At 70.2% G+C, this 25,939-nt stretch carries 24 protein-coding genes and 1 pseudogene; 9 read left to right on the forward strand and 16 right to left on the reverse strand.

All coding sequences use genetic code 11. The features are described 5' to 3' along the window. Positions 1–10: 10 nt before the first annotated feature. From D0D37_RS08110 to D0D37_RS08165, 12 genes and pseudogenes are all read right to left on the reverse strand, one after another. Positions 11–787 (reverse strand): ABC transporter ATP-binding protein, encoded by a 777-nt coding sequence (locus D0D37_RS08110; protein WP_116199906.1) that lies wholly within the window; start codon positions 785–787, stop codon positions 11–13. Then, entirely contained in the window at positions 784–1,806 is a 1,023-nt protein-coding gene (locus tag D0D37_RS08115) for a FecCD family ABC transporter permease (RefSeq protein WP_116199907.1), read from the reverse strand. Before D0D37_RS08115 ends, D0D37_RS08110 begins: the two co-directional genes overlap by 4 nt. Then, complete coding sequence (locus tag D0D37_RS08120; RefSeq protein WP_425266907.1) at positions 1,803–2,780, reverse strand: FecCD family ABC transporter permease; 978 nt, start codon at positions 2,778–2,780, stop codon at positions 1,803–1,805. The genes D0D37_RS08115 and D0D37_RS08120 overlap by 4 nt, the downstream gene beginning before the upstream one ends. 2 nt (positions 2,781–2,782) lie before the next feature. Beyond that, a complete protein-coding gene (locus D0D37_RS08125) occupies positions 2,783–3,778 on the reverse strand; it encodes an ABC transporter substrate-binding protein (protein WP_116199909.1) in 996 nt (331 codons plus the stop codon). A 93-nt stretch (positions 3,779–3,871) separates the two neighbouring features. Beyond that, the gene (locus D0D37_RS08130; RefSeq protein ID WP_116199910.1) at positions 3,872–4,729 is read right to left on the reverse strand and encodes a siderophore-interacting protein; all 858 of its coding nucleotides are present in this window, start codon (positions 4,727–4,729) and stop codon (positions 3,872–3,874) included. Beyond that, on the reverse strand, positions 4,726–4,968 hold the full coding sequence (locus D0D37_RS08135) for a phosphopantetheine-binding protein (protein WP_116199911.1): 243 nt from the start codon (positions 4,966–4,968) through the stop codon (positions 4,726–4,728). The genes D0D37_RS08130 and D0D37_RS08135 overlap by 4 nt, the downstream gene beginning before the upstream one ends. Further along, the gene (locus D0D37_RS08140; RefSeq protein WP_116199912.1) at positions 4,965–5,627 is read right to left on the reverse strand and encodes an isochorismatase family protein; all 663 of its coding nucleotides are present in this window, start codon (positions 5,625–5,627) and stop codon (positions 4,965–4,967) included. Before D0D37_RS08140 ends, D0D37_RS08135 begins: the two co-directional genes overlap by 4 nt. 3 nt (positions 5,628–5,630) lie before the next feature. Continuing rightward, positions 5,631–7,232, reverse strand: a complete 1,602-nt coding sequence (locus D0D37_RS08145; RefSeq protein WP_116199913.1) for a (2,3-dihydroxybenzoyl)adenylate synthase — start codon at positions 7,230–7,232, stop codon at positions 5,631–5,633. Continuing rightward, a complete protein-coding gene (locus D0D37_RS08150; protein WP_244223430.1) occupies positions 7,229–8,629 on the reverse strand; it encodes an isochorismate synthase in 1,401 nt (466 codons plus the stop codon). The genes D0D37_RS08145 and D0D37_RS08150 overlap by 4 nt, the downstream gene beginning before the upstream one ends. Before the next feature lie 153 nt (positions 8,630–8,782). After that, positions 8,783–9,550 (reverse strand): 2,3-dihydro-2,3-dihydroxybenzoate dehydrogenase, encoded by a 768-nt coding sequence (locus tag D0D37_RS08155; RefSeq protein ID WP_116199936.1) that lies wholly within the window; start codon positions 9,548–9,550, stop codon positions 8,783–8,785. A 555-nt stretch (positions 9,551–10,105) separates the two neighbouring features. Further along, positions 10,106–10,264: pseudogene (locus D0D37_RS08160) on the reverse strand (SDR family NAD(P)-dependent oxidoreductase); the annotation flags it as partial. A gap of 77 nt (positions 10,265–10,341) precedes the next feature. After that, positions 10,342–12,579 carry a heavy metal translocating P-type ATPase gene (locus D0D37_RS08165; protein WP_116199914.1) on the reverse strand — a complete coding sequence of 746 codons (2,238 nt, stop codon included), beginning with the start codon at positions 12,577–12,579 and terminating at the stop codon, positions 10,342–10,344. A 189-nt stretch (positions 12,580–12,768) separates the two neighbouring features. On the opposite strand from D0D37_RS08165, the gene D0D37_RS08170 reads away from it, so the two are divergent. Beyond that, positions 12,769–13,002, forward strand: a complete 234-nt coding sequence (locus tag D0D37_RS08170) for a hypothetical protein (RefSeq protein WP_116199915.1) — start codon at positions 12,769–12,771, stop codon at positions 13,000–13,002. Between the two features lie 164 nt (positions 13,003–13,166). On the opposite strand, the gene D0D37_RS08175 is transcribed toward D0D37_RS08170, so the two are convergent. Beyond that, the gene (locus D0D37_RS08175) at positions 13,167–15,104 is read right to left on the reverse strand and encodes a bifunctional copper resistance protein CopD/cytochrome c oxidase assembly protein (protein ID WP_116199916.1); all 1,938 of its coding nucleotides are present in this window, start codon (positions 15,102–15,104) and stop codon (positions 13,167–13,169) included. A 209-nt stretch (positions 15,105–15,313) separates the two neighbouring features. Next, positions 15,314–15,883: a sigma-70 family RNA polymerase sigma factor gene (locus D0D37_RS08180; RefSeq protein ID WP_116199937.1), complete on the reverse strand. Its 570-nt coding sequence runs from the start codon at positions 15,881–15,883 to the stop codon at positions 15,314–15,316. Positions 15,884–15,982: 99 nt separating this feature from the next. Here D0D37_RS08180 and D0D37_RS08185 point away from each other — a divergent pair, with 99 nt between their 5' ends. Continuing rightward, a complete protein-coding gene (locus D0D37_RS08185) occupies positions 15,983–16,723 on the forward strand; it encodes a zf-HC2 domain-containing protein (RefSeq protein WP_116199917.1) in 741 nt (246 codons plus the stop codon). A 744-nt stretch (positions 16,724–17,467) separates the two neighbouring features. Here D0D37_RS08185 and D0D37_RS08190 read toward each other — a convergent pair. Together D0D37_RS08190 and D0D37_RS47835 are read right to left on the reverse strand one after the other, a co-directional pair. Beyond that, entirely contained in the window at positions 17,468–18,076 is a 609-nt protein-coding gene (locus D0D37_RS08190) for a DUF5134 domain-containing protein (protein ID WP_116199918.1), read from the reverse strand. Continuing rightward, the gene (locus tag D0D37_RS47835) at positions 18,073–19,986 is read right to left on the reverse strand and encodes a PepSY-associated TM helix domain-containing protein (protein ID WP_244223431.1); all 1,914 of its coding nucleotides are present in this window, start codon (positions 19,984–19,986) and stop codon (positions 18,073–18,075) included. The genes D0D37_RS08190 and D0D37_RS47835 overlap by 4 nt, the downstream gene beginning before the upstream one ends. 190 nt (positions 19,987–20,176) lie before the next feature. On the opposite strand from D0D37_RS47835, the gene mftA reads away from it, so the two are divergent. From mftA to mftD, 7 genes are read left to right on the forward strand one after another with little or no spacing between them, the layout of a single operon-like run. Beyond that, positions 20,177–20,281: a mycofactocin precursor MftA gene (gene mftA, locus D0D37_RS08200; RefSeq protein WP_116199919.1), complete on the forward strand. Its 105-nt coding sequence runs from the start codon at positions 20,177–20,179 to the stop codon at positions 20,279–20,281. Next, a complete protein-coding gene (mftB, locus tag D0D37_RS08205) occupies positions 20,271–20,564 on the forward strand; it encodes a mycofactocin biosynthesis chaperone MftB (protein ID WP_116199920.1) in 294 nt (97 codons plus the stop codon). The genes mftA and mftB overlap by 11 nt, the downstream gene beginning before the upstream one ends. Beyond that, positions 20,564–21,742 carry a mycofactocin radical SAM maturase gene (gene mftC / locus D0D37_RS08210; RefSeq protein ID WP_116199921.1) on the forward strand — a complete coding sequence of 393 codons (1,179 nt, stop codon included), beginning with the start codon at positions 20,564–20,566 and terminating at the stop codon, positions 21,740–21,742. The genes mftB and mftC overlap by 1 nt, the downstream gene beginning before the upstream one ends. 1 nt (position 21,743) lies before the next feature. Beyond that, positions 21,744–22,433 (forward strand): mycofactocin biosynthesis peptidyl-dipeptidase MftE, encoded by a 690-nt coding sequence (mftE, locus tag D0D37_RS08215; protein ID WP_116199922.1) that lies wholly within the window; start codon positions 21,744–21,746, stop codon positions 22,431–22,433. After that, positions 22,430–23,218, forward strand: coding sequence for a mycofactocin-coupled SDR family oxidoreductase (locus tag D0D37_RS08220; RefSeq protein WP_116199923.1), 789 nt, complete (start codon positions 22,430–22,432; stop codon positions 23,216–23,218). Before mftE ends, D0D37_RS08220 begins: the two co-directional genes overlap by 4 nt. After that, entirely contained in the window at positions 23,215–24,642 is a 1,428-nt protein-coding gene (gene mftF / locus D0D37_RS08225) for a mycofactocin biosynthesis glycosyltransferase MftF (RefSeq protein WP_116199924.1), read from the forward strand. The genes D0D37_RS08220 and mftF overlap by 4 nt, the downstream gene beginning before the upstream one ends. Continuing rightward, positions 24,639–25,811 (forward strand): pre-mycofactocin synthase MftD, encoded by a 1,173-nt coding sequence (mftD, locus tag D0D37_RS08230; protein WP_116199925.1) that lies wholly within the window; start codon positions 24,639–24,641, stop codon positions 25,809–25,811. Before mftF ends, mftD begins: the two co-directional genes overlap by 4 nt. The last annotated feature ends 128 nt before the right edge of the window (positions 25,812–25,939 follow it).

Consider the following 25,939-nt stretch of genomic DNA (forward strand, 5'->3'; position numbering starts at 1 on the left):
ACTCCTGGGGTCAGAGCGACGGCACGACCATCGGCGTCCCGGTGACCGGATCGGGCACCACGACGCTCGGCAGGTCGAAGACTTCCTTGATCAGCGCGGCGTCCACGACGTCGCCGGGCGCGCCCTCGGCGACGATCCGGCCGTCGCGCAGGGCGACCACGTGGTCGGCGTAGCGGCAGGCCTGATTGATGTCGTGCAGCACCGCGATCACCGTGGTGCCCTCGTCGCGCAGCCGTTTCAGCAGTTCCAGCACCTGGTACTGGTGCGCGATGTCGAGGAACGACGTCGGCTCGTCGAGCAGCAGGTACGGCGTGCGCTGCGCGAGCACGACCGCGATCCACACCCGCTGCCGCTGCCCGCCGGACAGCTCCTGCACCGGACGGTCGGCCAGCCCGGCGACCCCGGCCGCGGTCATCGCGCCGACCACCGCCGTCTCGTCGTCGGCCGACCACGACGACAGCAGCGACTGGTGCGGGAACCGGCCGCGCGCGACCAGCTGCCGGACGCGGACGTCCTCCGGCGCGGACGGATCCTGCGGCAGGAAGCCGAGTTCCCGCGCCAGCGCCTTGGCCGGATACGCCCCGACCTCGCGGCCGTCGAAGGTCACTCCGCCACCGGACGGACGGAGCAGCCGGACGAAGGCGCGCAGCAATGTCGATTTGCCGCACGCGTTCGGGCCGACCACCGCGGTGAACGCGCGGTCGGGCACGTCGAGCTGCAACTGCGTCGAGACGACGCGGTCGCCGTAGCGCAGGGTGAGGTCCCGCGCGGTCAAGCGGGCGGTCACTTCCGCCGCACCTCCTTGGTGAGCAGCCAGATCAGGTAGCAGCCGCCGATCGCCGTGCTGACCACGCCGACCGGCAGCGACACCGGGGCGAGCAGCATCTGCGCGGCGAGATCGGCCCCCGCGAGCAGCACCGCGCCGGTCAGCGCGGCGGGCAGCAGCGGAATGCCGGGCGCACGGGCGAGCCGGCGACCGATCTGCGGGGCGGCGAGCGCGACGAACGCGATCGGCCCGGCCACCGCGGTGACCGTCGCCGTGCAGGCGACGCCGATCACGACCAGCTGCAGCCGCAGGGATTCGTGCCGGACGCCCGTCGTCACCGCGAGTTCCGTGCCGAGCGCCGCTTGGTGCAGCGCGGGCGCACGAGTCAGCAGCACCGCGAACAGCACGGCCAGCACGCCGAACGGCACCGCGACGTCGCTCCAGCCGATGCCGTTGAGCGAACCGGCACTCCAGCCGACCGCGGCGATCGCCACTTCCAGGTCGGCGCGCAGCACGATCCACGAGTTCAACGCGGTCAGCATCGCGTTGATCGCGATCCCGATGACGATCAGCCGCAACCCGGACCGGCTGCCGCCCATCGACAGCAGGTAGACCGCGGCCGCGGTGACCAGCCCGCCGAGCACCGACGCGAACGTCAGCTGCGCCGGAGACCCGGACAGCACCGTCATCGCGATCAACGCGCCGGTGTAGGCCCCGGAATCGAGGCCGATCACGTCCGGGCTGCCGAGCGGATTCCGCGTGACGTTCTGGAAAATCGCCCCGGCCAGCCCGAGCGCGGCACCGAACACGAGCCCGGCCGCCACGCGCGGCAGCCGCCATTCGCGGATCACCACGCCCGGCCCGCCGCCGGATCCGCCGAGCGCGGCGAACACCCGCGCCGGGCTCGCCCAGGCCGCGCCGTAGCAAAGCCCCAGCAACGCGAGCCCGGCGAGAACGACGCCGAGCACGGCGACGAGGACGACCGTCCGACGTTCGACCCGCAGCGAAACCCGCCCGCGGCGGAACACGAACGCGGTCACAGCGCGGCCGTCCCGTACTTGCGGACCGCCCAGATCAGCACCGGACCGCCGACGAACGCCGTCACGATCGCGACCGGCACCTCACCGGTCGGCAGCAGCACGCGCGAGCCGATGTCCGACACCAGCAGCAGAATCGGGCCCAGCACCACCGCGAACGCGGTCAGCCACGGCACCGAAGCACCCGCCGCGCGCCGAGCGAGATGCGGCACGATCAGGCCGACGAACAGAATCGGCCCGGCCACCGCTGTCGCCGCTCCGGCCAGCAAAGTGATCAGCAACAGGGTCACCGCACGGATTCGGGCCACGCGCGCGCCGAGAGTGTGCGCGACGGTGTCACCCAGCGCGAGTGCGTTCAGCTGACGGCTCAACAGGAATGCGGCGATCACGCTCACCGCGATCACGACCAACGGAACCGTCAGCGGAGCCTGTTCCCGTCCGGCCAGCGAACCGACCGCCCAGAACCGGTACCGGTCGAAGGTGTCCGGCAACAGCAGCCGCAGGCCGAGCGAAACGCCGCTGAGCACGAAGGTCAGCGCGGTGCCGGTCAGCACCATCCGCAACGGTGACCGCCGGCCGACCGCATAAACCAGCAGGGTCGCCAGCACCGCACCGAGGACCGCGAACAGCAGCTCCCCCGATTCGGAGACTGCGATGCCGAGCGCGGAACCGATGGTGATGGCGAACCCGGCCCCAGCGGTCACGCCGAGCACACCGGGTTCGGCCAACGGGTTGCGCGACAACACCTGGACGAGCACCCCGGCAACCGCCAGCGCCGCGCCGACGCCGACCGCCAGCAGCGCACGCGGTGCCCGCACGTCGCGCACCACCGCCTGATCGGCCGGATCACCGTGGCCGAAAATGGCTTGGAGGACCTCCGCCGGCGCGATGCCGTGCGCGCCGACGCCCACGCTGACCACGGCCACCGCCGCCAGCAGGACGACGGCGGCGGCCAGCAGCGCGGTCCGGCTGCGCACGGTCACTTCTTCAGCAGCGGCGCGAACGCCTGGTCCACCGCGTCCAGCGTCTTCATCGCCGCCCGGTAGGTGGCCGCTTCGGTGTAGCGGAAGGCGAACGTCTTGCCCGCCTTCACCGCGGGAAGTTCCTTCCACAGCGGCGAATCGAGCACGTACTTCACCGCGGGCGGAATCGAGCCGTCCGGCTTCACCGAGTACGTGATCGCGTCTGCCTGCGCGAACGCGGTCGGCAGCTCCTCGATCGACGGGTACTCGCTGACGTCCTTCGAGCCGCCGCCTTTGACCTTCACCTGGCCGTAGTACTTCGCGCCGAGGTCCTGGGCGATGTTGGTGCCCCAGGAATTGTCGAACTCGCGCTGGAAGTTGCCCTTCGCGACCTCGCCGTACGCACCGACGTGGCCCAGTTTCAGCTGCGGCAGAACGGTTTTGTACTTGTCCGCGAGCTGCTTCGCCTTCGTCTCGTACTCCTGGCGCGCGGCGTCGAACCCGGCCAGCGCGCCCGCCGCATCGGACTGCTTGCGCGAAAGCTCCCGCCACGCCGACGGCACCGACGGCCCGATCGCCACGACCGGCGCGATCTCCTGCAGCCGCTTGACGTCGATGTCCGCGAGCACCGGCTTCGGCACGCCGATCACGATCAGGTCCGGATCGGCCTGCGCGATGGCCTCGTAGTTCGTCTCGGCGGCCTGCTCGCCCGCGACCTTCGGCAATTCGTCGTACTTCTTGCGGTCCTCGGTGGTCATCATCGGCAGACCGCGCTTCCACGTCGAGATCCCGACGAGCGGAGCCTTCGCCTCGAGCAGCGCGGGGACGGCGTAACCGGTCGCGATCACGCGCTTCGGCTTGACCGGGATCTTGATCTCGCCGTTGTCGGCGGCGAACGCACGGGTCGGGGCGTCGCTCCCGCCGCCGCTCTGCGCGTCGCCGGAACCGCAGCCGGTGACGGTGAGGGCGACCGCGAGCGCGGCGGCGGCGAGACGGGTCTTTCTGGTGGTCATGCGAGGGTCCTCAGGTAGTGCGGATCGGTGCGGGCAGGTGGGGGGTCGTGAGTGTTTATGCCGGTTCTAACCGGCATAAACACTCACGAGGCGTTAGTGGTCGTGCTCGTCGTCGAAGTCCGCGACGCCGCGTTTCCAGTAGCCGGTCACGTCGTAGTCCTCGCAGGCGAGCCCGAGGTCGTCGCGCAGCCAGCGCCGCAACGGCTTGATCGCGCCCGCTTCTCCGGCGATCCACGCGTAAAGCCGTTCGCCGTCGGGCACTTTGACTTCACGCACGGCGTCGGCGAGAAGCTCGACGCTGCCGGGCGGGTTGCCAGGGCCGCGATGCAGCCAGTGGACTTCGACGCCCTCCGGAGCGTCGAGGTCGATCTGCTCGCTCGCATCGGCGACCTCGGCGAACGCCCAGCCCACCGCGGTCCGCGGCAGTTCCTCCAGCCAACGCGCCAATGCGGGCAACGCAGTGATGTCGCCGGCGAGCAGGTAGCGGTCGTAGTTGTGCGGCACGATCAGCCCGCCCGGCGGACCGGCGACGTGCACGGCCTCGCCCGGCCGCACCGCGCGCGCCCAGTCCGAGCCGAGACCGCCGTCGTGCAGGGCGACGTCGAGGTCCAGCTCGCCGGACGCCGGGTCGTAGCGGCGGACGGTGTACTCGCGCGAAACCGGCGAAGGCTTCGGCCAGCGGAGCAGGTCACCGTTCGCTTCGGGCAGCCGCAACTCGCCGTCCGCGTCCGGGAAGAGGATCTTCACGTGCTCGTCCGGCGAATGCGCCTCGAACCCGGCCGTGCCCGGCCCGCCGAGCGTCACGCGCAGCAGCCCGGCACCGACCGCGCTTGTCCGCACGACCTCCGCGCGCCGGATCCGGATGGGGTACGGCACTTTCTCGGCCTGGCGGCCCGCGCGGACCTCCGCGATCCGGGCGGTGTGGCGGTGCCGGTGCGCGTCCCGGCTCACTGCGCGCCGCCGGTGAGCAGCTTCGTCCAGTGCCCGAGCCGCGGGTCTTCGGCCAGGTCGGCGAACTCCAGCTGCGCCGCGCCCGCGCCGCGCCACTTCTCGACCAGGCTCATGATCCGCATCGAATCGAGGCCGAGGTCGGCGAGATCGGTGTCCGGGGTCAGCTCGTCGAGGCCGCAGCCGAGCAGTTCGGCGACGTCCGCGTTGACCTGGCCGGCAGTCAGTCCGGGAGTGCTCATCGAGGTGCTCCTGCGGGAATCGGCGCCGACAGCGCGGCGAGCGCGTCGGCAGTGGTGGTGACGACGCCGCAGCGTTGCGCGACGTACTCGCACGCCTGGTCGTGCCGGGAGCGGTCGAAGTCGGCGACCGCGTCGCTGATCAGGAACGGCCGAACGTCGCGCATGAACGCCTCGACCGCGGTGGTCTGGCAGCCGATATGCGCGTAGACGCCGGTGATCAGCAGCTGGTCGCGGTCGCCGAGCTGCTCGCGGAAAGTGCTGCGCTGGAAGGCGCTGTACCGCCATTTGTCCAGCACGGTGTCGCCCGGTCGCGGGGCCAGCTCGTCGACGATGTCCGCGGCGCGCGGGTCGTCGTCGATCACCGCGCCGATGCCGTCGCCCCAGAACTCGGTCAGCAGCCCGCGATCGGCGGCGGGCTGCTTGCCCGGCTGCGCGGTGTAGAACACCGGGACGCCGTTTTGACGGGCCTGCCCGGCGAGCTTCGCGATGTTCGCCACCATCTCCGGAATCGGCGAACCCTCATACGGGGCAAGGAAATACCGCTGGACGTCGTGCACGAGCAGAGCCGCCCGCGCCGGGTCGGGCCGCCAGCCGACCCGCCCCGCGGGCAGGTCCGCCGCCGTCGGCAGCGGGTACGCCCGGATCTTCGGCAGGGACACGCCTCACCTCTCCTTCGCCAGGGCGGCCAGCGCCGCCCGCAGTTCGCGTTTGCTGGTCTTGCCCACGCCGGTGACCGGGAACTCCCCGACCACCTCCACCAGATCCGGCACCTTGAACGCGGCTATCCCGCGCCCGCGCACGAACCGGCGCAGTTCCGCCGCGCTCGGCTGCTCCCCGTCGACTGGCACGACGTACGCGCAGGTCCGCTCGCCCAGGTACTCGTCGGGCACCGCGACGACCGCCGCGTCGAGCACGCCCGGATGCGCCATCAGGTGGTTCTCGACCTCTTCCGCCGCGACCTTTTCGCCGCCGCGGTTGATCTGCTCCTTCGCCCGCCCGACGACTTCGAGATGCCCGGATTCCCTTTGCCGCACCAAATCGCCAGTGCGGTAAAACCCGTCCTCGGTGAACGCGGTCTTGTTGTGCTCGGCCGCGTTGTAGTACCCGCGGATCGTGTACGGCCCGCGGGTGAGCAGCGCACCGATTTCGCCGGGCTCGACGAGGTCGTCCGACTTCGCCAGCGGATCGTCCGGATTCACGACGCGCACCTCGTCGTCCGGCGAGATCGGCCGTCCCTGCGTGCTCAGGACGAGGTCTTCCGGATCGTCCAGCCGGGTGTAGCAAACGAGGCCCTCGGCCATGCCGAACACCTGCTGCAGCCGGCAGCCGAGCGCTGGACCGATGCGTTCCGCGAGTTCCCGGCCGCATTTCGCGCCGCCGACCAGCAGTACGTCCAAAGAGGACAGATCCCGCTCGGTACGCACCGCCGCCTGCACCCAGGCCGCCGCCAACGGCGGGACTACCCCGCTGATCGTGACCCCTTCGGTCTCGATCAGCCGGAACGCGGTGTCGGCGTCCGGTCGCGGCGCCAGCACCGTGGCCGCTCCCGCGTGCAATGCACCGAGCAATCCTGGTGAGCTGAGCGGGAAATTGTGCGCGACGGGCAACGCCGCGAGATATACGCTTTCCTTCTTTAGTCCGCAGATCCGCGCGCTCTCCCGGACGCTGTACAGATAATCGTCGTGCGTACGGGGAATCAGCTTCGGCAAGCCCGTACTTCCGCCGGACAGCTGCAGGAACGCTACGTCCTCCGGGTCCGGATCCGGCAGCTCCTGCGGTGCGGTCGCTGCCAGCTCCTCGAACTCCGGCTCCCCGACGACGAAGACTTTCCGCTGCTGCTGCACGACCTCGCGCGCCATCTTCGCGTGATCGTGCCCAGCGTGCTCTTTTACGGCGAGGATCGCCTTTGCTTCGCTCTGTTCCGCGAAGTGCCGCAACTCGCTTTCCCGATGCGCGGGCAACGCGAACACCGGCACCGCGCCGGCCCGCCACAGTCCAAAAACGACAGACACGAACTCCGGAATATTCGGCAATTGCACGACGATCCGGTCGCCGGGTTTGATTCCGTTCGCGACGAACCCCGCCGCCAGCCGATGCGCCCGCTCGTCCAACTCGGCGAACGTCCAGCGTTGCTCATCGCCGACAACCGCCGTCCGGTCCGCGTACGCCGCCTTGAGCGACGTCAGCAGGGCCCCGAATGTCTGCCCCCGCCAATACCCGCTGGCCCGATACCTAGCCGCGGTTTCTTCCGGCCACCGGCTCACGCGATCCCCTCCGCACCCAGCGCACGCAGGAGCGTCCCGAACTTCGCGCTGGTCTCGGCCAATTCCGCGGCCGGATCAGACCCAGCGACGATGCCCGCCCCCGCGAACAGCCGCGCAGTCTTGTCGGCCACCTCGGCGCACCGGATCGTGACGACCCATTCGCCGTCCCCCGCGAGGTCGGTCCAGCCGACGAGCCCCGCGTAATACCCGCGGTCCTCAGGCTCGAGCTGCGCGATCGTGTCGCGCGCCAGATCGACCGGCACGCCGCACACCGCAGGCGTCGGATGCAATGCCTCGGCCAACTCCAGCGACGACGGCCCGCCCGGACCGACCCGTCCGGTGATCCGGGTGGAGAGGTGCCACATCGTAGGCGTGCCAATCACTTCCGGCTCTTCCGGAACGTCCAGTTCAGTGCAGTACCGGCCCAGCACCTCCGCGACCTGCGCCGCGACGAGGGCATGTTCGTTGAGGTCCTTTTCGGACACTCGCAGCCCGGCAATCGCTTGCCCGTCCTGCGCGGGGTCCCCCGTCCGCCGCCGCGACCCGGCAAGCGGATTCGCGGTCACGACGTCGCCCTTGCGGGACACCAGCAACTCCGGACTGGCCCCGACGAGCGTCCGCGGCGCCGCGTCTCCCGGCGCGCTGACGTCGACGGCAAAGGCGTGTGCCGCGGGGTCAGCCACGACGAGGTTGCGGAGCAGTTGCTGGACGGAGACGCCTTGCTCCCCAACAAGATCCAACGCCCGAGCAAGGACGACCTTCTGGAGATCCCCGTCGGCGATGAGGTCGACCGCCCGGCGGACACTTTCGGCGTAGACCTCGGGGGCTGGTTGGGGCACTACGGTCCAGGAGCTTGACGTTTCGGTGTCGGCTGGATGAGAACTGCCGCGCTGGTCGTCCTGGTTTCCGGCGGACTCCACCCCACCGCCCGGCCCCAGATCACCGTTCAGCCCCGCTTGATCGCCAGCCTCGCCCCCGGCGAAACCCGAGCCCCCGACGGACCTCGGCGCGCGATTCCCTTCAGCAGGGCCGGAAACCCCGCCAGCCAACTCCGTGCGACTGCCCACGCCCGCCTCCGCGGCCAGCGCGTCCCCGTCACCCGGAGCCTCGGCCCGGCGCACCACCGCAGGGACGATCAAGCTGCACCCAGAATCCGGCCGAAAACCGATAGCTCCCACCACAACCGGATCGGCAACCCCCGCCAGCACCGCGGCTTCCAACGCCTCAGCCGCCGCCGAGGCCCGGTTGCCAGGTACGCCGCGGACATGTGAATGCACCCCGTCGGCGAGCAACACCCCGCGGGCCGACGAGTAGTAGAACGACCCCGGCAGGTACGCGGCCAGGAGATCCGCCGCCCGGTGGACCGGTCGCGGACGGGCCGGAGCAGGTGAGGACACGAGGTGAATTCCCTTTCGCACACGCGCAGGCGGCCGAGCCGCCCTGTCCGTTCCTTGCACAAGGTCCAGACCTTGACTGTTCGGTTAGCCTAACCTAATGGACACTAACGTATCCGGACGAAAAGGAAAAGCCGCCCGGCGGGTCGACTCGGGTCACGCGCGAAGCGTGGCCCCGCCGTCGACGTAGAGGTTCTGCATGGTGATGTGCCGCGCCCGATCGGACGCGAGGAACAAGACGGCGTCCGCGATATCCGCCGGGTCGGCGATCCGCCCCAGCGGAATCCCGACGCGGAACTGCTCCGGATTCCCCGCGATCACGCGAGCTTCACCGGAATCGTCCGTCCACAGTAGACGCTGCATGTCCGTGTCGGTCGATCCTGGCGAGACGATGTTGCACCGAATCCCCGAACCCGCGAGTTCCAGCCCGAGACAGCGGGTAAGCATGGTCGCCGCCGCCTTCGAAGCCGCATAAGCAGCCATCCCGGTCCGCGGGACACCAGCCGCATTCGACCCCACCGTGACGAGCGCCCCGCTCCCCCGCGGCTGCATGCGCCGGGAGATCTCGCGCAGCACAGTGAAAACCCCGGTCGAGTTGACCGCGAACGTCGCCGCCCAGTCCTCGTCGCTGGTCTCGCCGACCGACCCGGGCCGCAACACCCCCGCGACCGACACCCCGATCCCGATCGGCCCCAACTCTCGCTCGACGTCCGCCACTACCCGGGCGATCGCCTCCGGGTCCCCGACATCCGCCACGAACGGCACCACCCGCCCGGCCCTGCCGCCTGGCAGTCCGACGTCGCCACCCGAACGAGCCCGCGCCACATCAGCACCGTTCGTTGCCGACGCGGCACCACTGCCCCCGAGCGCGCCAGCCGCCGACTGTCCTGCGACATCACCGCGTGCGGACCCATCCGTTGGCACATCAGCCGAAGCTCGCGCGACATCGCCGGTTGAGGAGTCTCCTTCCGACGCGCTCCCCGAAGCCTGCGCGCCAAAAGCGCCCTCTGGCGCGCTCTCCTCCGCCGAGCTTCCCGCGACGCCGCCGCGCACGAGATTCCCCGCCGCAGCAGATCCCGAAAGTCGCTCATCCGTTTTTCCCGCCACGGCAGAACCGCGCGCGGCATCGCCAAACGCCCCGTTGTCGGAAGCACCCCGGGCGTCCACCTCAGCCAGCCCCCCTCCCGACGCGCGCGCGGCATCGCCAAACGCCGCGCTGTCCGAAGCTCCCCCGGCATCCGCCCCTGCCAACTCCGGTCCGGAGGTGGGCGCGGCATCGCCAAGCACCTCGTCATCCAGGGCACCCCCGGAGTCCGCTCCCGACGTGCGCGCGACACCGCCAAGCATCCCACCGTCCGGAACACCCCCGGCCAGCCCCGCCGCAGACGTACGCGCGGCAACGCCAAGCGTCTCGCCACCCGAAGCACCCACGGCATCCGCCCGAGCCATCCCCGCGCCGTAGTCCCGCGCGGCGACGTCCCGCAACCCCTCCTCGTCAATGTCGACCGCGGCCACCACGGCACCGGCCCGGGCGAGCGCCTCCACGACGGCCGCCCCGATCCCGCGGGCGCCGCCGGTGACCAGCGCGACCCGCCCTTCGATCCCGGCTTCCGCGTCCCGCGTCACCGCACACCTCACCCTCCGTCGCCGACTGATTAGGCAAACCTAACCTAATCGAGTGAGCGACGGCCAGGGTGATCCCGACCACCTCCGGCTCAGCGGCCGGGCTCGAAGTTCCGCAACCGCAAGCTGTTGGCCACCACCAGCACCGACGACAGCGACATTGCCGCCCCGGCGATCAGCGGGTTCAGCAGTCCGCACGCGGCGAGCGGCAACGCGGCCACGTTGTATCCGAACGCCCAGACCAGATTGCCGCGGATCGTGCGCAACGTCCGCTGCGCGAGACGGATCGCGTCCGGCAGCACCGACAGATCGTCGCGGACCAGGATGATGTCGGCCGAGCGCAAGGCGAGGTCGGTTCCCTCCGCGACGGCCAGCCCGAGATCAGCGGTCGCCAGCGCCGGAGCGTCGTTCACCCCGTCGCCGACCATCGCCACCCGATGTCCCTTGCGCTGCAACGCAGACACGGCCGCCGCCTTCTCGCTCGGCAACACTCCGGCGAGCACTTCAGGAATCCCGACCTCCGCGGCTACCGCCTGGGCCGTCACCTCGTTGTCGCCGGTCAGCAGCACCGTTTTCAACCCCAGCCGATGCAACTGCGCGACCGCCGCCCGCGCCGACGGCTTCACCTCGTCCCGCACTACGAGCATCCCCGCGACCTCGTCGGCCACCGACACGACCACGACCGTCGCTCCGTCAGCCTCCGCCGACGCCACCGCAGCCTCGACCTCCGGGCCAACCGAAACACCTCCGTCGACCAGCAACCTCGGTCGCCCGACCACCACCGCCGTTCCCTCGACCACGCCGCGCGCACCCAGCCCCGGCAATGCCTCGAAGTCCGCAGCGGCCGGAATCACCTCCGGCCCGCCGGCGACAATCGCTGCGGCAATCGGGTGTTCTGACGAAGCTTCCACCGCGGCCGCCAGGCGAAGCACTTCCGCCGACGAGAACGACCCGAACGCCCGAGCCTCGACGAGAGTCATCCGCCCCTGAGTCACCGTCCCGGTCTTGTCCAAGACGACGGTGTCGACTGTACGACTCGCCTCGAGCGCATCCGGACCCTTCACCAAAATCCCCAGCTGCGCACCCCTTCCGACGCCGACCATCAACGCAGTCGGCGTCGCGAGCCCCAACGCGCACGGACACGCGATGATCAGCACCGACACCGCCGCCCCGAACGCGTCCCGCACCGGGTTCCCGGTGAGCAACCACCCCGCCAGCGTGAGCACCGCGAGCGCCGAAACCACCGGGACGAACACCGCGCACACCCGGTCGGCCAGCCGCTGCACCGCCGCTTTCCGCTCCTGCGCCCGCTCGGCCAGCGCGCTCATCTGTGCCAGCTGCGACCGCGCTCCGACGGCCTCGGCACGCACCACCAGCCGGCCGTTCAGGTTGATGCTCCCGCCGATCACCCGGTTTCCCCGCCCGACCCCCGCCGGAACCGGTTCTCCGGTGATGGCGCTGACATCCACTGTGGACAGACCATCGTCGACGGTTCCGTCAGCGGCGATCTTCTCCCCCGGCCGGACCACGAACCGGTCGCCGGCCGCCAGCTCGCCGATCCCGACCAGCACTTCGCCGTCCGCGCGGAGAATCCGCACATCCTTAGCCGCCAGCGCGTCCAGCGCACCGAGCAGGTCCGCCGCGCCTCGCCGGGACCGTGCCTCGAAGTACCTGCCAGCGAGCAGGAACGTCGTCACTCCGGCCGCGACATCGAGGTACACCGAATCCGCGCCCGGCGCGGTGGCGCCGAACCCGATCCAGTAGCCCGCCTCTCCGCCCGAGCCGATCAGCACCGAAGCCGCCGACCACAGGTAGGACGCCAGCACGCCCAAGGAGACGAGAGTGTCCATACTGGACGATCGATGCCGCAGATTGCGCAGTGCGGCGCGATGGAACGGTGCGGCCGACCAGAACACGACCGGCGTCGCGAGCAGCAGGCACACCAGCTCCCACAACGGGAATCGCAACGACGGCACCAGCGCCAGCGTGATCGACAGGTTGCCCAATGGGACAGCCAGCACAGCGGTGACGATCAACCTGCGGCGCAGGTCGCGAACCCGCGCGTCGCGGTTTTCCGGGCTTGTTTCGCCGCGGACAGCCGCGGTGTAGCCCGCCCGCTCGATCGTCGCGATCAGCGAGGCGGGGTCAAGGTCGGGCGGATAGTGGACGGTCGCGCGTTCGGTCGCGTAGTTCACCGTGGCGCGCACGCCGTCGAGCTTGCCGAGGGAACGCTCGACGCGCGCCGCGCAAGCGGCACAGGTCATCCCGCCGACTGCGAGATCGAGGTGACGGGTCGGGGTCGCCGCGGGGGCGGCGGTCTGCGTGGACATGGTTCTCCGGATTCCAGGACGGGCACAAAGGCGGTGGCAGTGCCGACGCCGGGAAGGCGGACTGATTTCCATCGTACGCCTGGTTTTCCGTCGCCACTCCTTCGGGTGACTTGGGAACCTTTCGCCCTTCCCCGACGACTATCCGGATGGTGGCAGTTCCCGACCCGACCCGATCAGACAGGAGCGAAAATGTCCGAAACCTTTGCCGCATCAGGAGATCTGCGGCACGTGACCACGTTCTGCGGCAACTGCGACTGCGGCTGCCCGGAGCTGTTCCTCGACGACGCAGCCCCGCCGGAGCGTCGCGTCGTCCTGACCGACGACTTCGGGCAGCGAGTGCAGATGAGCTTGGCACAGCTGAAAGTTCTCGTCGCGGACGTCAAGGACGGAGCCTTGGACAAGGTGGTGACCGCCGTGGTTTAGCCGTGGAATCGGCTCAGTGCCAACAGATCGCCGCGACCCAGGTGGGTTTCGATGCAGGTGCGCGGTCGACGGGCAGCCGGATTCAGCGGGCGGTGAGCAGATGCCGGTCGAGCGGAACTCAGGGATGTCTGGACCTGGTTCGCTGACGCAGGCATCGGCCGCGGCTACTGCCTTCTGGCTGCCAGGTTGGCGAGCATCGCGTTGTAGGCGGCGAAATCGTCGTCCTCGCCTTGGTCGAAGCGGCGGTCCAGACGGGCGGCTTCGCGGTCGTCGTGGCGGCCCCACTGCACCAGCAGCGCCACGACGACCACGATCATCGGGATTTCCCCGGTGGCCCAGGCGATGCCGCCGCCCAGTCGTTGATCAGACAGGAGATCGGGCATCCACGGAAGGGAGAGGTAGCGGTAGAACGTCTCGGCGATCACCGTCTGCTTGTTCATCAGGATCACGCCGAAGAACGCGTGGAACGGCATCACCGCGAACATCATGCCGAGCCGCGCGAGATGCGGCAACGAACGCGGCGGGCGGTCGACGCCGATCACCAGCCAGAAGAAAACGTAGCCGGACACGAGGAAATGGAGGTTCATCAACTGGTGCGCCCAGTGGTAGCGCATCGCCTCGCCGAACAGGCCCGAAAAGTACAACGCGTAGTACGAGCCGACGAACACGACTGACGCCACCAGCGGGTGCGCGACCAGGCGCGTGAAACGCGAGTGCAGCAGTGCGACCAGCCACTCGCGCGGACCGTCCGGTCCCTTGCCCGCCACCGGCAAGGCGCGCAGCGCGAGGGTCACCGGGCCGCCGAGCACCAGCAGCACCGGGGCGAGCATGGCCAGCGTCATGTGGATGACCATGTGGAGACTGAAAGTTCCGGACGAGTAGGTGCCCAGACCGGACGACGTCGCGGCCAGCACCGTCGCCCAGCCGCACGTCCACGCCCAGAACCGGCCGCGAGGCCAGTCGTCGCCGCGGTTGCGGAGACGGCGTGCCCCGACCGCGTAGCCCGCAACCGCGAGCACCGCCACGACACCGAGGAGCAAGTCTGGACGCCAATCGAGAAAGAGACGAGCAAACGTCGGAGGGTCAGGCAGGTCGTAGCCGAGCACGGTCTCGCCGACGGTCGCCGGATCGTCCACGAACGCCGGTGGCACCAGGTGCGCCAATCCGGCCGAGACGCCCATTGCCCCAGCCAGCACAACGACCTCCGCGACGAGAGCCGCTGTCCCGCTGGTCCAACGACGGCGCGTGACAGCGATCAGCACCGCCAACGCCACCGTGACCACGACCTTCACCCCGAGGAGCAAGCCATAGCCAGTAAATAATCCAGCCGGACGGGCAAGTGCGAGACCGTCGACGATTCCAGACGCCGCGAGCACGACGAGACAGCACACCGCCAACCGTCGGTACTGACGGAGCGCGAGTTCTCGTGCCGCGCCTGAACCGCGGTGGACCAGGAGCGCGACCAGCGCACCGGCCCACAACGCTGCCGCGATCACGTGCCACACCAAGGCATTCGTGGCCAGGTCGTGCCACGCGCCGATGGAAACGTGCCCGGAGATCGCCCGCGGCAGTAGCCCGACGGTCGCGAGGCCCAGCCACAGCACCGTGGTGCGCCAGGTCAACGTGCGCCAAACGCCGATCGCCACTACGACCGCCACTGCCAGGACGCAGAGCCACGCCTTGGGTTCCTCCATGGCGTTGACGAGGACGGCGAGGTTCGCCAGATGCAACGCCTCGGAAACCGGCCGCCCGGACGCGTCAGCGGCGTCGAACGGCACCAGCACCGCGGCAGCGAGCGCCCAGACGACCGCAGCACCCGCGGCGGTGCGGGTGGCTGCGTAACCGTCCGGGGAGAGCCGGCCCGATTCGCCCGGCGGGCTCAGAAACGCGGCGAACGCCAGCCCGCCGACGCAGACCACCCCGGCCGCGTCGGCGACCAACCGGAGCAAGGAGGTGCCCAAGGACGTCAACGGACCGGGAGCCGGGTTGCCGAGAGCGGCATAGACGTCGCCCGCCGCGGCGACCACCGCCACGACGGCCACCGCGGCAACCCCCGCCGCGGCAAGCAAACCCCGCCGGTGCGGGGCCGGAATAGTGCGCACAGCAGAGTGGTCGGACGGAGGCGACCGCGAGTTCCCGCGATCTGGATCACGGTCAGGATCCGGCGACGGGTACGGCCGCGCGACCCAGCAGAACCCCGCGTCGGGCACACAACCGCGCGCCCTGGCAGAACCCCGCGGTGGGCACAGCCGCAGGCCCCAGCAGAACTCCGCGGCGGGCACACAACCGCGTGCCCTGACAGAACCCCGCGTCACATCGCGGTGTCGTTCTCCTCTTGGGCGCGCAGCAGCTCGTCCCGGGCACGCGACACCCGGGAGCGCACCGTGCCGACCGGACAACCGCACACCTCGGCCGCTTCCGCGTACGAAAGACCCAGGAATTGGGTCAGCACCAGGGCTTCCCGGCGATCCTCGTCCAGCGTATCGAGCAGCAGGCCCAGTTCGATCAGGTCCTCGAAGCCCGCCGTGCGCGTCCGGGCCGACTGTTCTTCGGCTGCGCGCTGCCAGTCGGCCGTCGTGGACTCGCGGGGGCGGACCGAGCGCGCGCGGATACGGTCGACGACGACCCGGCGGGCGATGGACAACAGCCACGTCCGCGACGACGACCGGCCCGCGAATCGCGGCAGCGAGCCGAACGCGCGCAGGTAGGTTTCCTGGGTGAGGTCGTCCGCGTCGGCCGGGCTGGTGCGGTGGGCCAGGAACCGCCACGCGTCGGCTTGCGTCGCGCGGACCCAGGCTTCCAAGGCGACCTGGTCACCGCGGCCGGCGGCGAGGGCCAGCGCGGTGATCCGCTCGTCGTCGTTGTCGCGGCCGGTGGACACGGACATCACGGTAGTCCATGCCCGTCCCGGACAGTTCCAGGACCAGTCCGGAGAAAATCGTCGAACCCGCCGGGAACTCGGACGCGCATCCGAGCGACTATGACAGACGTGAGCTGTGAAATCTTCCGCGAAGCGCTGTCCGCGCGACTCGACGGCGAAGCGGGCCCGCTGCCCGAACCGCAGGTCGACCAGCATCTCGAGACCTGCGCGTCGTGCCGGAGCTGGTACGAGCGCAGCGCGACGCTGCGCCGTGCCCTGCTGGTCCGCAGCGCGCCCGAGGTGCCCGACCTCACCGGCCGGATCCTCGCCGAGACCCCTGCCCCGCCGCGGGAAAAATGGGGACTGCGGGTCGCGCTGGGACTGGTCGGGCTGGTCCAGTGCGGGCTGGCGTTCGCGCAACTGCTCGGCATGGACAACGTCCACGGCGGCGGCGGTTTCATGGAAGGCCACCTCATCAACGAAAGCGCGGCCTGGAACCTCGCGGTCGGCGTCGGACTGCTGTGGGCCGCCCTGCGAACCCGCGCCGCGGCCGGTCAGCTGCCGATGATCACCGGGTTCGTGATCGTCCTCGCAGTGCTCACGACCAGCGACCTGATCGGAGACCGGGTGACCGTCGCCCGGGTGCTGTCGCACGTCTTCCTGGTCGTCGGACTGGCACTGCTCTACGCGGTCCACCGCCAGCACCGCCTCCGGCACCAGCCCGGCCCGAACCTCGCCGACACCGCCGACGACCCGGACCAGACCACCGTGCAGACCCACGGCGCGCTCGCCCTGGTGCGCCCGCACCCGAAACGCGGCCGCGATTCCCAACGCCCGACCGGACGGCACCGCGCCGCCTGAGACACGTTTGCTCGGGAATTCCGGCCAAGCAAGCTCACACAGCCGGAAGTGCACCCCGAACACGGGACCACCGTCCGTACGCCAGCCACAACCCGGAGAGGACGACTGCGCAGTTTGCGCAGCAACCCGCGCCACCAGCCGACACAGCCTGAACCGCTCGAAAGTCGCCTTAGGTGACAGGCTCCGCGCGGCCCTAATCAATCCGGCGAAGCCCACCCGGCCGAAACACGGGCCTCGCGGCTCTGCCCCACGCGGCTCGTACAACCTATCCGCGCACCCTCAAGTCAGACCCGCAAAGCTAGCCCGCCAGCCGAAAACGGCCCTCGCAGCTCTGGCCCGCGCGGCCCGAACAACCTGTCCCCGCACCCTGCAGACCCGCAAAGCTAGCCCGCCCAGCCCAGACAACGAGCTCCGAACCCTGGCTTGCGCGGACCAACACGAGCTCCGAACCCTGGCTTGCGCGGACCAACACAACGACCCCGCTCTAAGCCAGATCCGCAAAGGCTGACTCGCTCAGCTCAAAGAACGGACGCGGTGGACTCTTGCCCGCACGAGCCAGAACAAGAGGCCCCGCCGTCCCGCCAAACCCGCGGCTCGACCAGCCCCCACCGATGGGCGTACAAACTCCGGCCCGCGCCCCGCACAAGGAGTCTGGACAACCTGCCCGCCGAGACAAGTCAGCGAAATTCACGCCAGCCTCCGGAAACGCCGCGCCGACCCGGCACCAAACACCCCCGCCCCGGCTCAGATCATCGCCACTGCCATCACTGCCATTCCCAAGCTCATCACGCCTTCCATCGCCAACCCGACCTCCCGCCGTCCAGGGCGCGCGACTGTCCGGGCGTGATCGATCGCCCGAGCCAGCCACGCGAGCCCGGCCACCAGGAAGACCACCGCCAGCACAGCCGCGACCACCACCACATGCCCAGGCGCGTGGCCGGTCATCGTCATGCCAGCGTCGCCCATGTCCATCCCGGCGTGCTCGCCGCCCATCGCCGACGTGGACATCGTCATTCCCGCCATCGCCGACGGCATCACGAACGCCATCCACGCCATCCCGGCCATCATCAGCGCGTGGTGCGCTCCCACCAGCCGTCCGTGCCCGAATCCCAGCGCCGTGCTCACCGCGAACCAACCGGCGGCCGCCGTGAACAGGACGACCTGCGGCATCCGCGCGAAGGTCATCGTCGCCGGCCACGCCATCGTGACCATTCCGACGCACATCGCCGCGTGCAGCGCATCCGCCAGCCGTGGGCTCAAGCCGGGACGCCGCGCGCATCGGTACAGGCAGAACGCTCCACCCGCCGCGAACAGCAACGTGAGAATCCACCGCAAACCCAGTTCGGTGATCACCGCGCGGCCTCCCGACGCAGGCCCAGCAGGCAGTCCACCGCGAGGAATCCCAGCAGGGACACCCCGAACACCGGCAGGAACCACCCCACCACCGCGACTCCGACCAGCACTGGAGCCAGCACCCGCCCGGGGATTCGCCGCCACGCGCCACGCATCGGCAACCGGCCGAAACGGCTTCGCGACCGCCCGCCGCGCTCTGGCGACCGGCCACCTCGCACCCTGCCCACCGGCAACGGACCAGGCCGGTTCTGGCCGCCGACCGACCCGTCACCCTTCGCCGACCGCCCCCAATCAGCCTCGACGCGCAGTCGCTCACCGTCCGTCGACAACGGAACCGACCGGCTCTGGCCCTCCACCGACCCGTCACCGTCGGGCGACCAGTCCAAGTCAGCCGCGCCTCGGAGTCGCTCACCATCCGTCAACGACCGGCCGACGCGAACCCCGCCACGCGTACCACGCGCCGACAACAGACCGGAGCGATCCTGGCCGTCCACCGACCCGTCGCCCTCTGGCAACCGCGCCAAGTCAGTCTCGCCCCGCGGCCGCTCACCAGCCGTCGACAACCGGCCGACCCGAGCCCCGCCATGCACCGACGGCAAACCGGATCGCACCCGGTCGCCGCTCTCCGGCGACCACCCCAAGTCAGCTTCGCCGGGCGCCGACAACCCCTCGCCCTCCGGCAACGGATCAACGTCAGCCCCGCGAGCCGACCGCGACCCGCCGAAACGACCCACGCCACGCAACCAACCACCCGCCGCCAACGGACCGGAACGGCCCCGCCCCCGGAGCCACCACATCCGATATCCCCATCCCACAACGCAAACCAACGCCAGACCCAGCACAGTCAGCACAATCTGGTTCGCAACCCCGAACAACAACCCCATATGCGCGTCAATCCCCCACCGGCTCAGCTTCGCCGCGAGCGGAAAGTCCGCGAACCTCAACGTCGCGGTGACCGCACCTGTCCCGGGATCAACCGACATCGAGTCCTGTTTGGACGGCCACCCCCTCCCGACCTGCTGCACCACGTAACCGCCCCCGGAAGGCGGCCGGATTTCCACCGGGTCCGACAAACCGGCCCGTACCGTCGCGTCGCGGACGGCCTGCCAGCCGACGTCGCCGGGAGTCCGGGAGGCGGCAGACGACACCGACGGCGTAGTCCAGTCCAAAGAGGACCGCAGATCGGTGATGTTCGCTCCGGCATGCAGCGACCACGTCAGCCCGGTCGCGGAGAGAAACAGCAGACCCGCAGCGATCCACAGGCCCGCCGAACCATGCCAGGAACGCAGTCTGCGCCGTCCGGGTCCGCGGGAAGGCAGCAGCACGGCACGCAAACGTCGGCGACGGCCAAGCCACAGGGCCAACCCGGCGAGGGTGATCACCCACAGCCAGCTCGCCGCCAGCTCGCTGTACAACCGGCCGAAGTCGCCGAGATGCAGGTTGCGGTGCAGGGTGTCGATCCAGCCTCGAACCGGCATCGCCTGGCCGGAACCGTAGGTCTCCAGCGCGCCGCGGACCTCGCCGTCGTGCGGGTTGACGAACACTGTGTACCGATAGCTCGGCACCAAGCCCGGACGGTCGAAGATCACCTGGGTGGTGTCAGTCGCGGACGGCGCCGGGCGGACGCCGATGACCTTCCCGTCCGGGACCTGGTCGCGCGCGACGAGAACCTGCTGGTCGAGCGGGACCGAGCCAGCCGCAGCCGGGACATGCAGTTCGTGCGCGTAGACAGCCTGCTCCAGCTGCGGCGTCCACACGTACGCGATCCCCGTCAGGGCGGCGACCAGGAGGAACGGTCCGACGAACACTCCGGCGTAGAAGTGCAGCCGCAGCACCAACGGGCGCAGCGCCGCCCATCCGGTCGCTGGTTCTCGTTCGGTGCGTGGCGCGTCGTCGATGCCGATGGCCATCCTGCTCCCTTCGCGTGGTCCGCCTCCTGAGGAGTCGGACCAGCGGGGCAGTCGGTTCCCGGCCGCGCCGAACGCCCGATCGGGTGTCCCGCATCGGCGGGCCATTGCTTCTGGCACTCGGTGACAGTATTGTCGCCGTCACATTCGACACGAAGTGTCAAATATCGCCGAGCGGGACGAGGGAGTCACGATGAGCGAGACGACAGCCGCATCCGAGACGAAGGCCGAAGAGGTCGTAGCCGACGAATTGCTCGTCGAAGAGGTCTCGATCGACGGAATGTGCGGTGTCTACTGACCGCGGCGCCGCGGCGTTCGATCTGGACGGTGCTTGGGAACTGGACAGCCGGGTCTCCATCCGGCCGGAGCGGTTCGGCGCGCTGCTGTACCACTTCGGCACCCGCCGGCTGTCCTTTCTCAAGAGCCGCACCATGCTCGCCGCGGTGCAGGCGCTGACCGACCACCCCTCCGCCCGCGCCGCGTGTGCGCGGGCCGGGGTCGCGCAGGCGGAACTGCCCCGCTACCGCGCCGCCCTCGCCGCCCTCGCGGCGTCGGACATGATCCATCCGAGGAGCGTGTGATGTCGCTTGTCGACGAATTCCAGTTCGGGCTCGACGCGCCGATCTGCCTCACCTGGGAACTCACCTACGCCTGCAACCTCTCCTGCGTGCACTGCCTTTCCTCGTCCGGCCGCCGCGATCCGCGCGAGCTGAGCACCGAGGAGTGCAAGGCGCTGATCGACGAGTTCGAGCGCATGCAGGTGTTCTACGTGAACATCGGCGGCGGCGAACCGACCGTCCGGCCCGATTTCTGGGAGCTGGTCGACTACGCGACCGAGCACCACGTCGGCGTCAAGTTCTCCACCAACGGCATCAAGATCACCGAGGACGTCGCGAAACGGCTCGCCGGCAGCGATTACGTCGACGTCCAGATCTCCCTCGACGGCGCCACCGAGGAGGTCAACGACCACGTCCGCGGCCCCGGCTCCTACCGCACCGCCGTCCGGGCGATGGAGAACCTTTCCGCGGCGGGGTTCGGGAACTTCAAGATTTCTGTCGTGGTGACCCGGCAGAATGCGGGACAGCTCGACGACTTCAAAGCAATTGCCGACCGCTACGGCGCCCAGCTGCGGCTCACCCGGCTCCGCCCGTCCGGCCGCGGCGCGGACGTCTGGGACGAGCTGCACCCCACCGCCGCCCAGCAACGGGAACTGTACGACTGGCTGGTGAAGCACGGCGAAAACGTGCTCACCGGCGATTCGTTCTTCCACCTCGCCGGGTACGGCGACGGCGGCCTGCCCGGGCTCAACCTCTGCGGCGCAGGCCGGGTGGTGTGCCTGGTCGACCCGGTCGGCGACGTCTACGCGTGCCCGTTCGCCATCCACGACACCTTCCTCGCCGGAAACACGCGCGGCGAGGGCGGATTCACCCGCGTGTGGCGGGAATCCGAGCTGTTCGCCGAATTGCGCAGCCCACAGAGCGGCGGGGCGTGCACGTCGTGTTCGGCGTTCGACGCCTGCCGCGGCGGGTGCATGGCGGCTAAATTCTTCACCGGGCTGCCGCTCGACGGTCCGGACCCGGAATGCGTGCGGGGCCACGGCGAACGCGCGCTGGCCGGGGTCGCCGCGGGCAGCGTGCCGAAACCGTCGCTGGACCATTCGCACCGCAAGGTGCCGGTGACCATCGGCATGCGCCGCCCGCCGGAACGGGCCTGCGACGAGAACCCGCTCGCCGGTTTCGCCCCAGGACCGGGTCGCTGAGATGCGCCTGGCCGACCTGCCGTCGCCGGACGTCGCCGAACTGGCGGCGTCCGGCGCGATCCTCGCCGTGCCGCTCGGGGCCACCGAGCAGCACGGCCCGCACCTGCCGTTGAGCACGGACACCGACATCGCGACGGCATTGTGCGACCGGCTCGCCGCGGAACGCCCGGACGTGCTGGTCGCGCCCGCGGTGCCGTACGGATCGAGCGGCGAACACGCCGGATTCGCCGGGACGCTGTCGATCGGGCAAGCGGCGACGGAACTCCTGCTCGTGGAGCTGGGCCGGTCGGCCTGCGAAACCTTCCGGCGGCTGCTTTTCGTGTCCGCGCACGGCGGCAACGCGGCCTCGGTGACCCGTGCGGTCGCGACCCTGCGCACCGAATCGCGGGACGTCTCGATGTTCGAGCCGCGCTGGCAAGGCGATCCGCACGCCGGACGGCCGGAAACCGCTCTGCAGCTGGCGCTTCGGCCGGAGGCGGTGCAGATGGAGAAAGCCGTACCGGGCGACGAACGTCCGCTGGGCGAGTTGCTTCCGGCGCTCCGCAAGGGCGGCGTGCGAGCGGTGACTGAAACCGGCATTCTCGGCGATCCCACTGGAGCAACGGCAGACGAAGGCCGGGATCTTCTCGACGTCCTCACCGCGCAGTTGCGAACGCACGTGCGCGACTGGACTTCCGTGGTGACGCCATGAAAGCCGCCCTCGTGACCGGCGCGGCGCGCGGCATCGGCGCCGCCACCGCGGTGAAGCTGGCCGAGCAAGGCTGGGCCGTACTCGCGGTTGACGTCGCCGAAGACGATGCCGCCCTCCCTTACCCGATGGGAACCGGCGAGGAACTGTCCACAGTGGTCACCGCGATCCGGGAAACCGGCGGCATCGCTGAAGAATTCCGCGCAGACGTCCGCGATCGCGCTCAACTGGCCGCGGCGGTCGCGGAAGCTGAACAACTCTGGGGCGGCCTCGACGCGGCCATTGCGGCAGCAGGAGTGATCGCGGGCGGAGTGCCGCTCTGGGAAATGCCGCCTGAACAGGAGGACGCCGTCCTCGACGTCAACCTCCGCGGCGTCCTCAACCTCGCCCACGTGGCGATTCCCGCGATGCTGCGCCGTCCGAAACCTCGCTCCGGACGGTTCCTGGCCGTCGCGTCCGCCGCCGCGATACGCGGTCTGCCGACGCTCGCCGCTTACTGCGCGGCGAAAGCCGGAGTCGCCGGGTTGATTCGCGCACTGGGCACCGAATTGGGCGACTCCGGCGTTACCGCGAACGCGGTCAGCCCCGGCTCGACCGACACTCCGATCCTCGCCGAAAGCGCCCGACTGTACGACCTTCCTGCGGCGCAAACGTTTGCCGCGCAACAACCTATGCAGCGACTGCTCGATCCCGCCGAGGTCGCCGCGGTATTGGCCTTCCTCGCCGGGCCGGAAAGCAGCGCGATGACCGGCGCGGTGATTCCGGTGGACGGAGGGCTGGCGCTGTGACCACCCCGCTGCCCGCCGGATTCCGCCTGACCGTCGACCCGAGCGTCAAACAACTCGCCGACGGCCTCCTCTTCGGCGGCTCCCCGGCCCGCGTACTCCGCCTGACAAAAGCCGGGCGAACGGCATGGGCGCGCCTGGCGGACAACCCAGTCGAAACCTCGGCGGAAGGCGTCCTCGCCCGGCTGCTCACCGACGCCGGGTTCGCACACCCGTTGCCACCAGCCAAAACCGCCGACGCGACCGTCGTCATCCCGGTCCGCGACCGCGCCGAACTGCTCGGCCGCTGCCTCGCCGGACTCGACGGACGGTACCCCGCGCTGGTCGTCGACGACGGATCCGCCGACCCCGCAGCCATCGCCGCAGTAGCCTCCGCACACGGCGCGAAACTGGTCCGCCGCGACGTCAACGGCGGCCCGGGCTCAGCCCGAAACACCGCGCTGGCGCACGTTTCCACCGACCTGATCGCCTTCCTGGACAGCGATTGCGTCCCGTCGCCGGACTGGATCGACCAGCTGGCCGGGCATTTCACCGACCCCCTCGTCGCCGCCGTCGCGCCGCGCGTGCGTCCGCTCGCCCCCGACACATGGGCTGGCCGCTACACACGCGCCGCCAGCAGCCTCGACCTAGGCACCGCTGCCGCCCGAGTCGCACCCGGCACGCGACTGTCCTATGTGCCCACTGCCGCGCTGCTGGTCCGCCGGACCGCGCTGGAATCCGTTGCCCGCAACGGCTCGGTCTTCGATCCGGCAATGCGCGTCGGTGAGGACGTCGACCTCGGCTGGCGGCTCCACGACGCTGGATTCCGGATCCGCTACGACCCGTCCGCACACGTCGACCACCACGAACCGGTCACCTGGCGCGCGTTGCTCAGCCGCCGCGCCAGTTACGGCACTTCCGCCGCGCCGCTGGCCCTCCGTCGCCCGGCCGCGATGGCCCCGCTCGTCCTGCACCCGTGGCCGACGCTGACCGTCGCCGCGCTCCTGGCGCGCCGCCCGCTTCCCGCTGCCGCCGCTTTCACCGGCGCAGTGTTGACCATGGCCCGCGTGCTGCGCCGCAGCGACGTGCCAGCACACGGTGTCGTGCGCGCGATGGGCACTGCCGTCGGCCAAACCTGGCTCGGCTTCGGCCGCTACAGCACGCAATTCGCCGCTCCCCTGCTCGCCGCGCTGTTGCTGCCCGGCGGGCGGAAACGCTGGGGACGGCGGGCCGCGCTCGCGTCGCTGCTCGCCGGACCGCCGCTGACCGCCTGGCTGCGGGAGCGACCGGACCTCGACCCATTCCGCTACACCACCGGCGCGGTCGCCGACGACCTCGCGTACGGCGCCGGGGTGTGGGCGGGCTGTCTCAACCACCGGACCGCGGTCCCGCTGCGTCCGCGCGTCACCTGGCGCCCTCTGCGCGTCGACCCGAAGGGAAAACGATGAGCACCACCTGGTTCGAATCTGTCGCCGAAGCACAGCGGCGGGCGAAGAAGCGCCTGCCCGCGTCCGTCTACTCGGCACTGATCGCCGGTTCGGAAAAAGGGCTGACGCTGCAAGACAATCTGGCTGCGTACGACGAACTGCGATTCGCCCCGCGCACCGCGGGACTGCCCGGCGAACGCGATCTGAGCACGAACGTCCTCGGCCGAGACGTCGCGCTGCCAGTGCTGATCTCGCCCACCGGCGTGCAGGCCGTGCACCCCGACGGCGAGGTCGCGGTCGCCGGTGCTGCCGCCGCGCGCGGGACGTCGCTGGGGTTGTCGTCGTTTGCCAGCAAGCCGGTCGAGGAAGTGGTGGCAGCCAACCCGAATACGTACTTCCAGGTGTACTGGACCGGCAGCCGCGACGACATCCTGCGCCGGCTGGACCGCGCTCGGTCGGCGGGGGCGGTCGGGATCATTCTCACGCTCGACTGGTCGTTCTCGCACAGCCGCGACTGGGGCAGCCCGCACATCCCGGACAAGCTGACGCTGCGCGAACTGATCCGGTTCGCGCCCGAGGGCATGATGCATCCGCGCTGGCTGCTCGCCTACGCCCGCACCAAGAAGCTGCCCGACCTCAGCGTCCCGAACATGGCCGAACCCGGGACGCCGGTGCCGTCGTTCTTCGGCGCGTACGGCCAGTGGATGCAGACCGCGCCGGCGTCGTGGGAAGACGTGAGCTGGCTGCGGAAACAGTGGGACGGGCCGTTCCTGCTGAAGGGCGTGTACCGCGTCGACGAGGCGCGCCGCGCGGTGGACGCCGGAGTCAGCGCGATCTCGGTGTCCAACCACGGCGGCAACAACCTCGACGGCACCCCCGCCACGATCCGCGCGCTGCCCGCGATCGCGGAGGCGGTCGGCAGCGAGGTGGAAGTGTTGCTGGACGGCGGAATCCGGCGCGGCAGCGATGTCGTCAAGGCGCTCGCACTCGGGGCGCGCGCGGTGCTGATCGGGCGGGCGTACCTGTGGGGCCTCGCTGCGGGCGGACAGGCCGGAGTAGAGAACGTGCTGGACGTGCTGCGCAACGGCATCGACTCGACGCTGCTTGCGCTGGGACATCGCAGCGTGCACGACCTGGGCCGCGACGACCTGATCGTTCCGGAGGGGTTCGAGCGCCGGATCGGGGCTTGATCAACTGTCCGTGAGGGGAACCCTGAGGGACTCTGACCTGGATCCACTGGTTGTTTTTTGTGGTGGTTTCTGGTGTTGGTGGCGGGGTGTGCGGGTGCTGGTTGGGGGTGTGGGCGTGGTGGTGTGGC

The organism is Amycolatopsis circi, assembly GCF_003385235.1.
Lineage (GTDB): Bacteria > Actinomycetota > Actinomycetes > Mycobacteriales > Pseudonocardiaceae > Amycolatopsis > Amycolatopsis circi.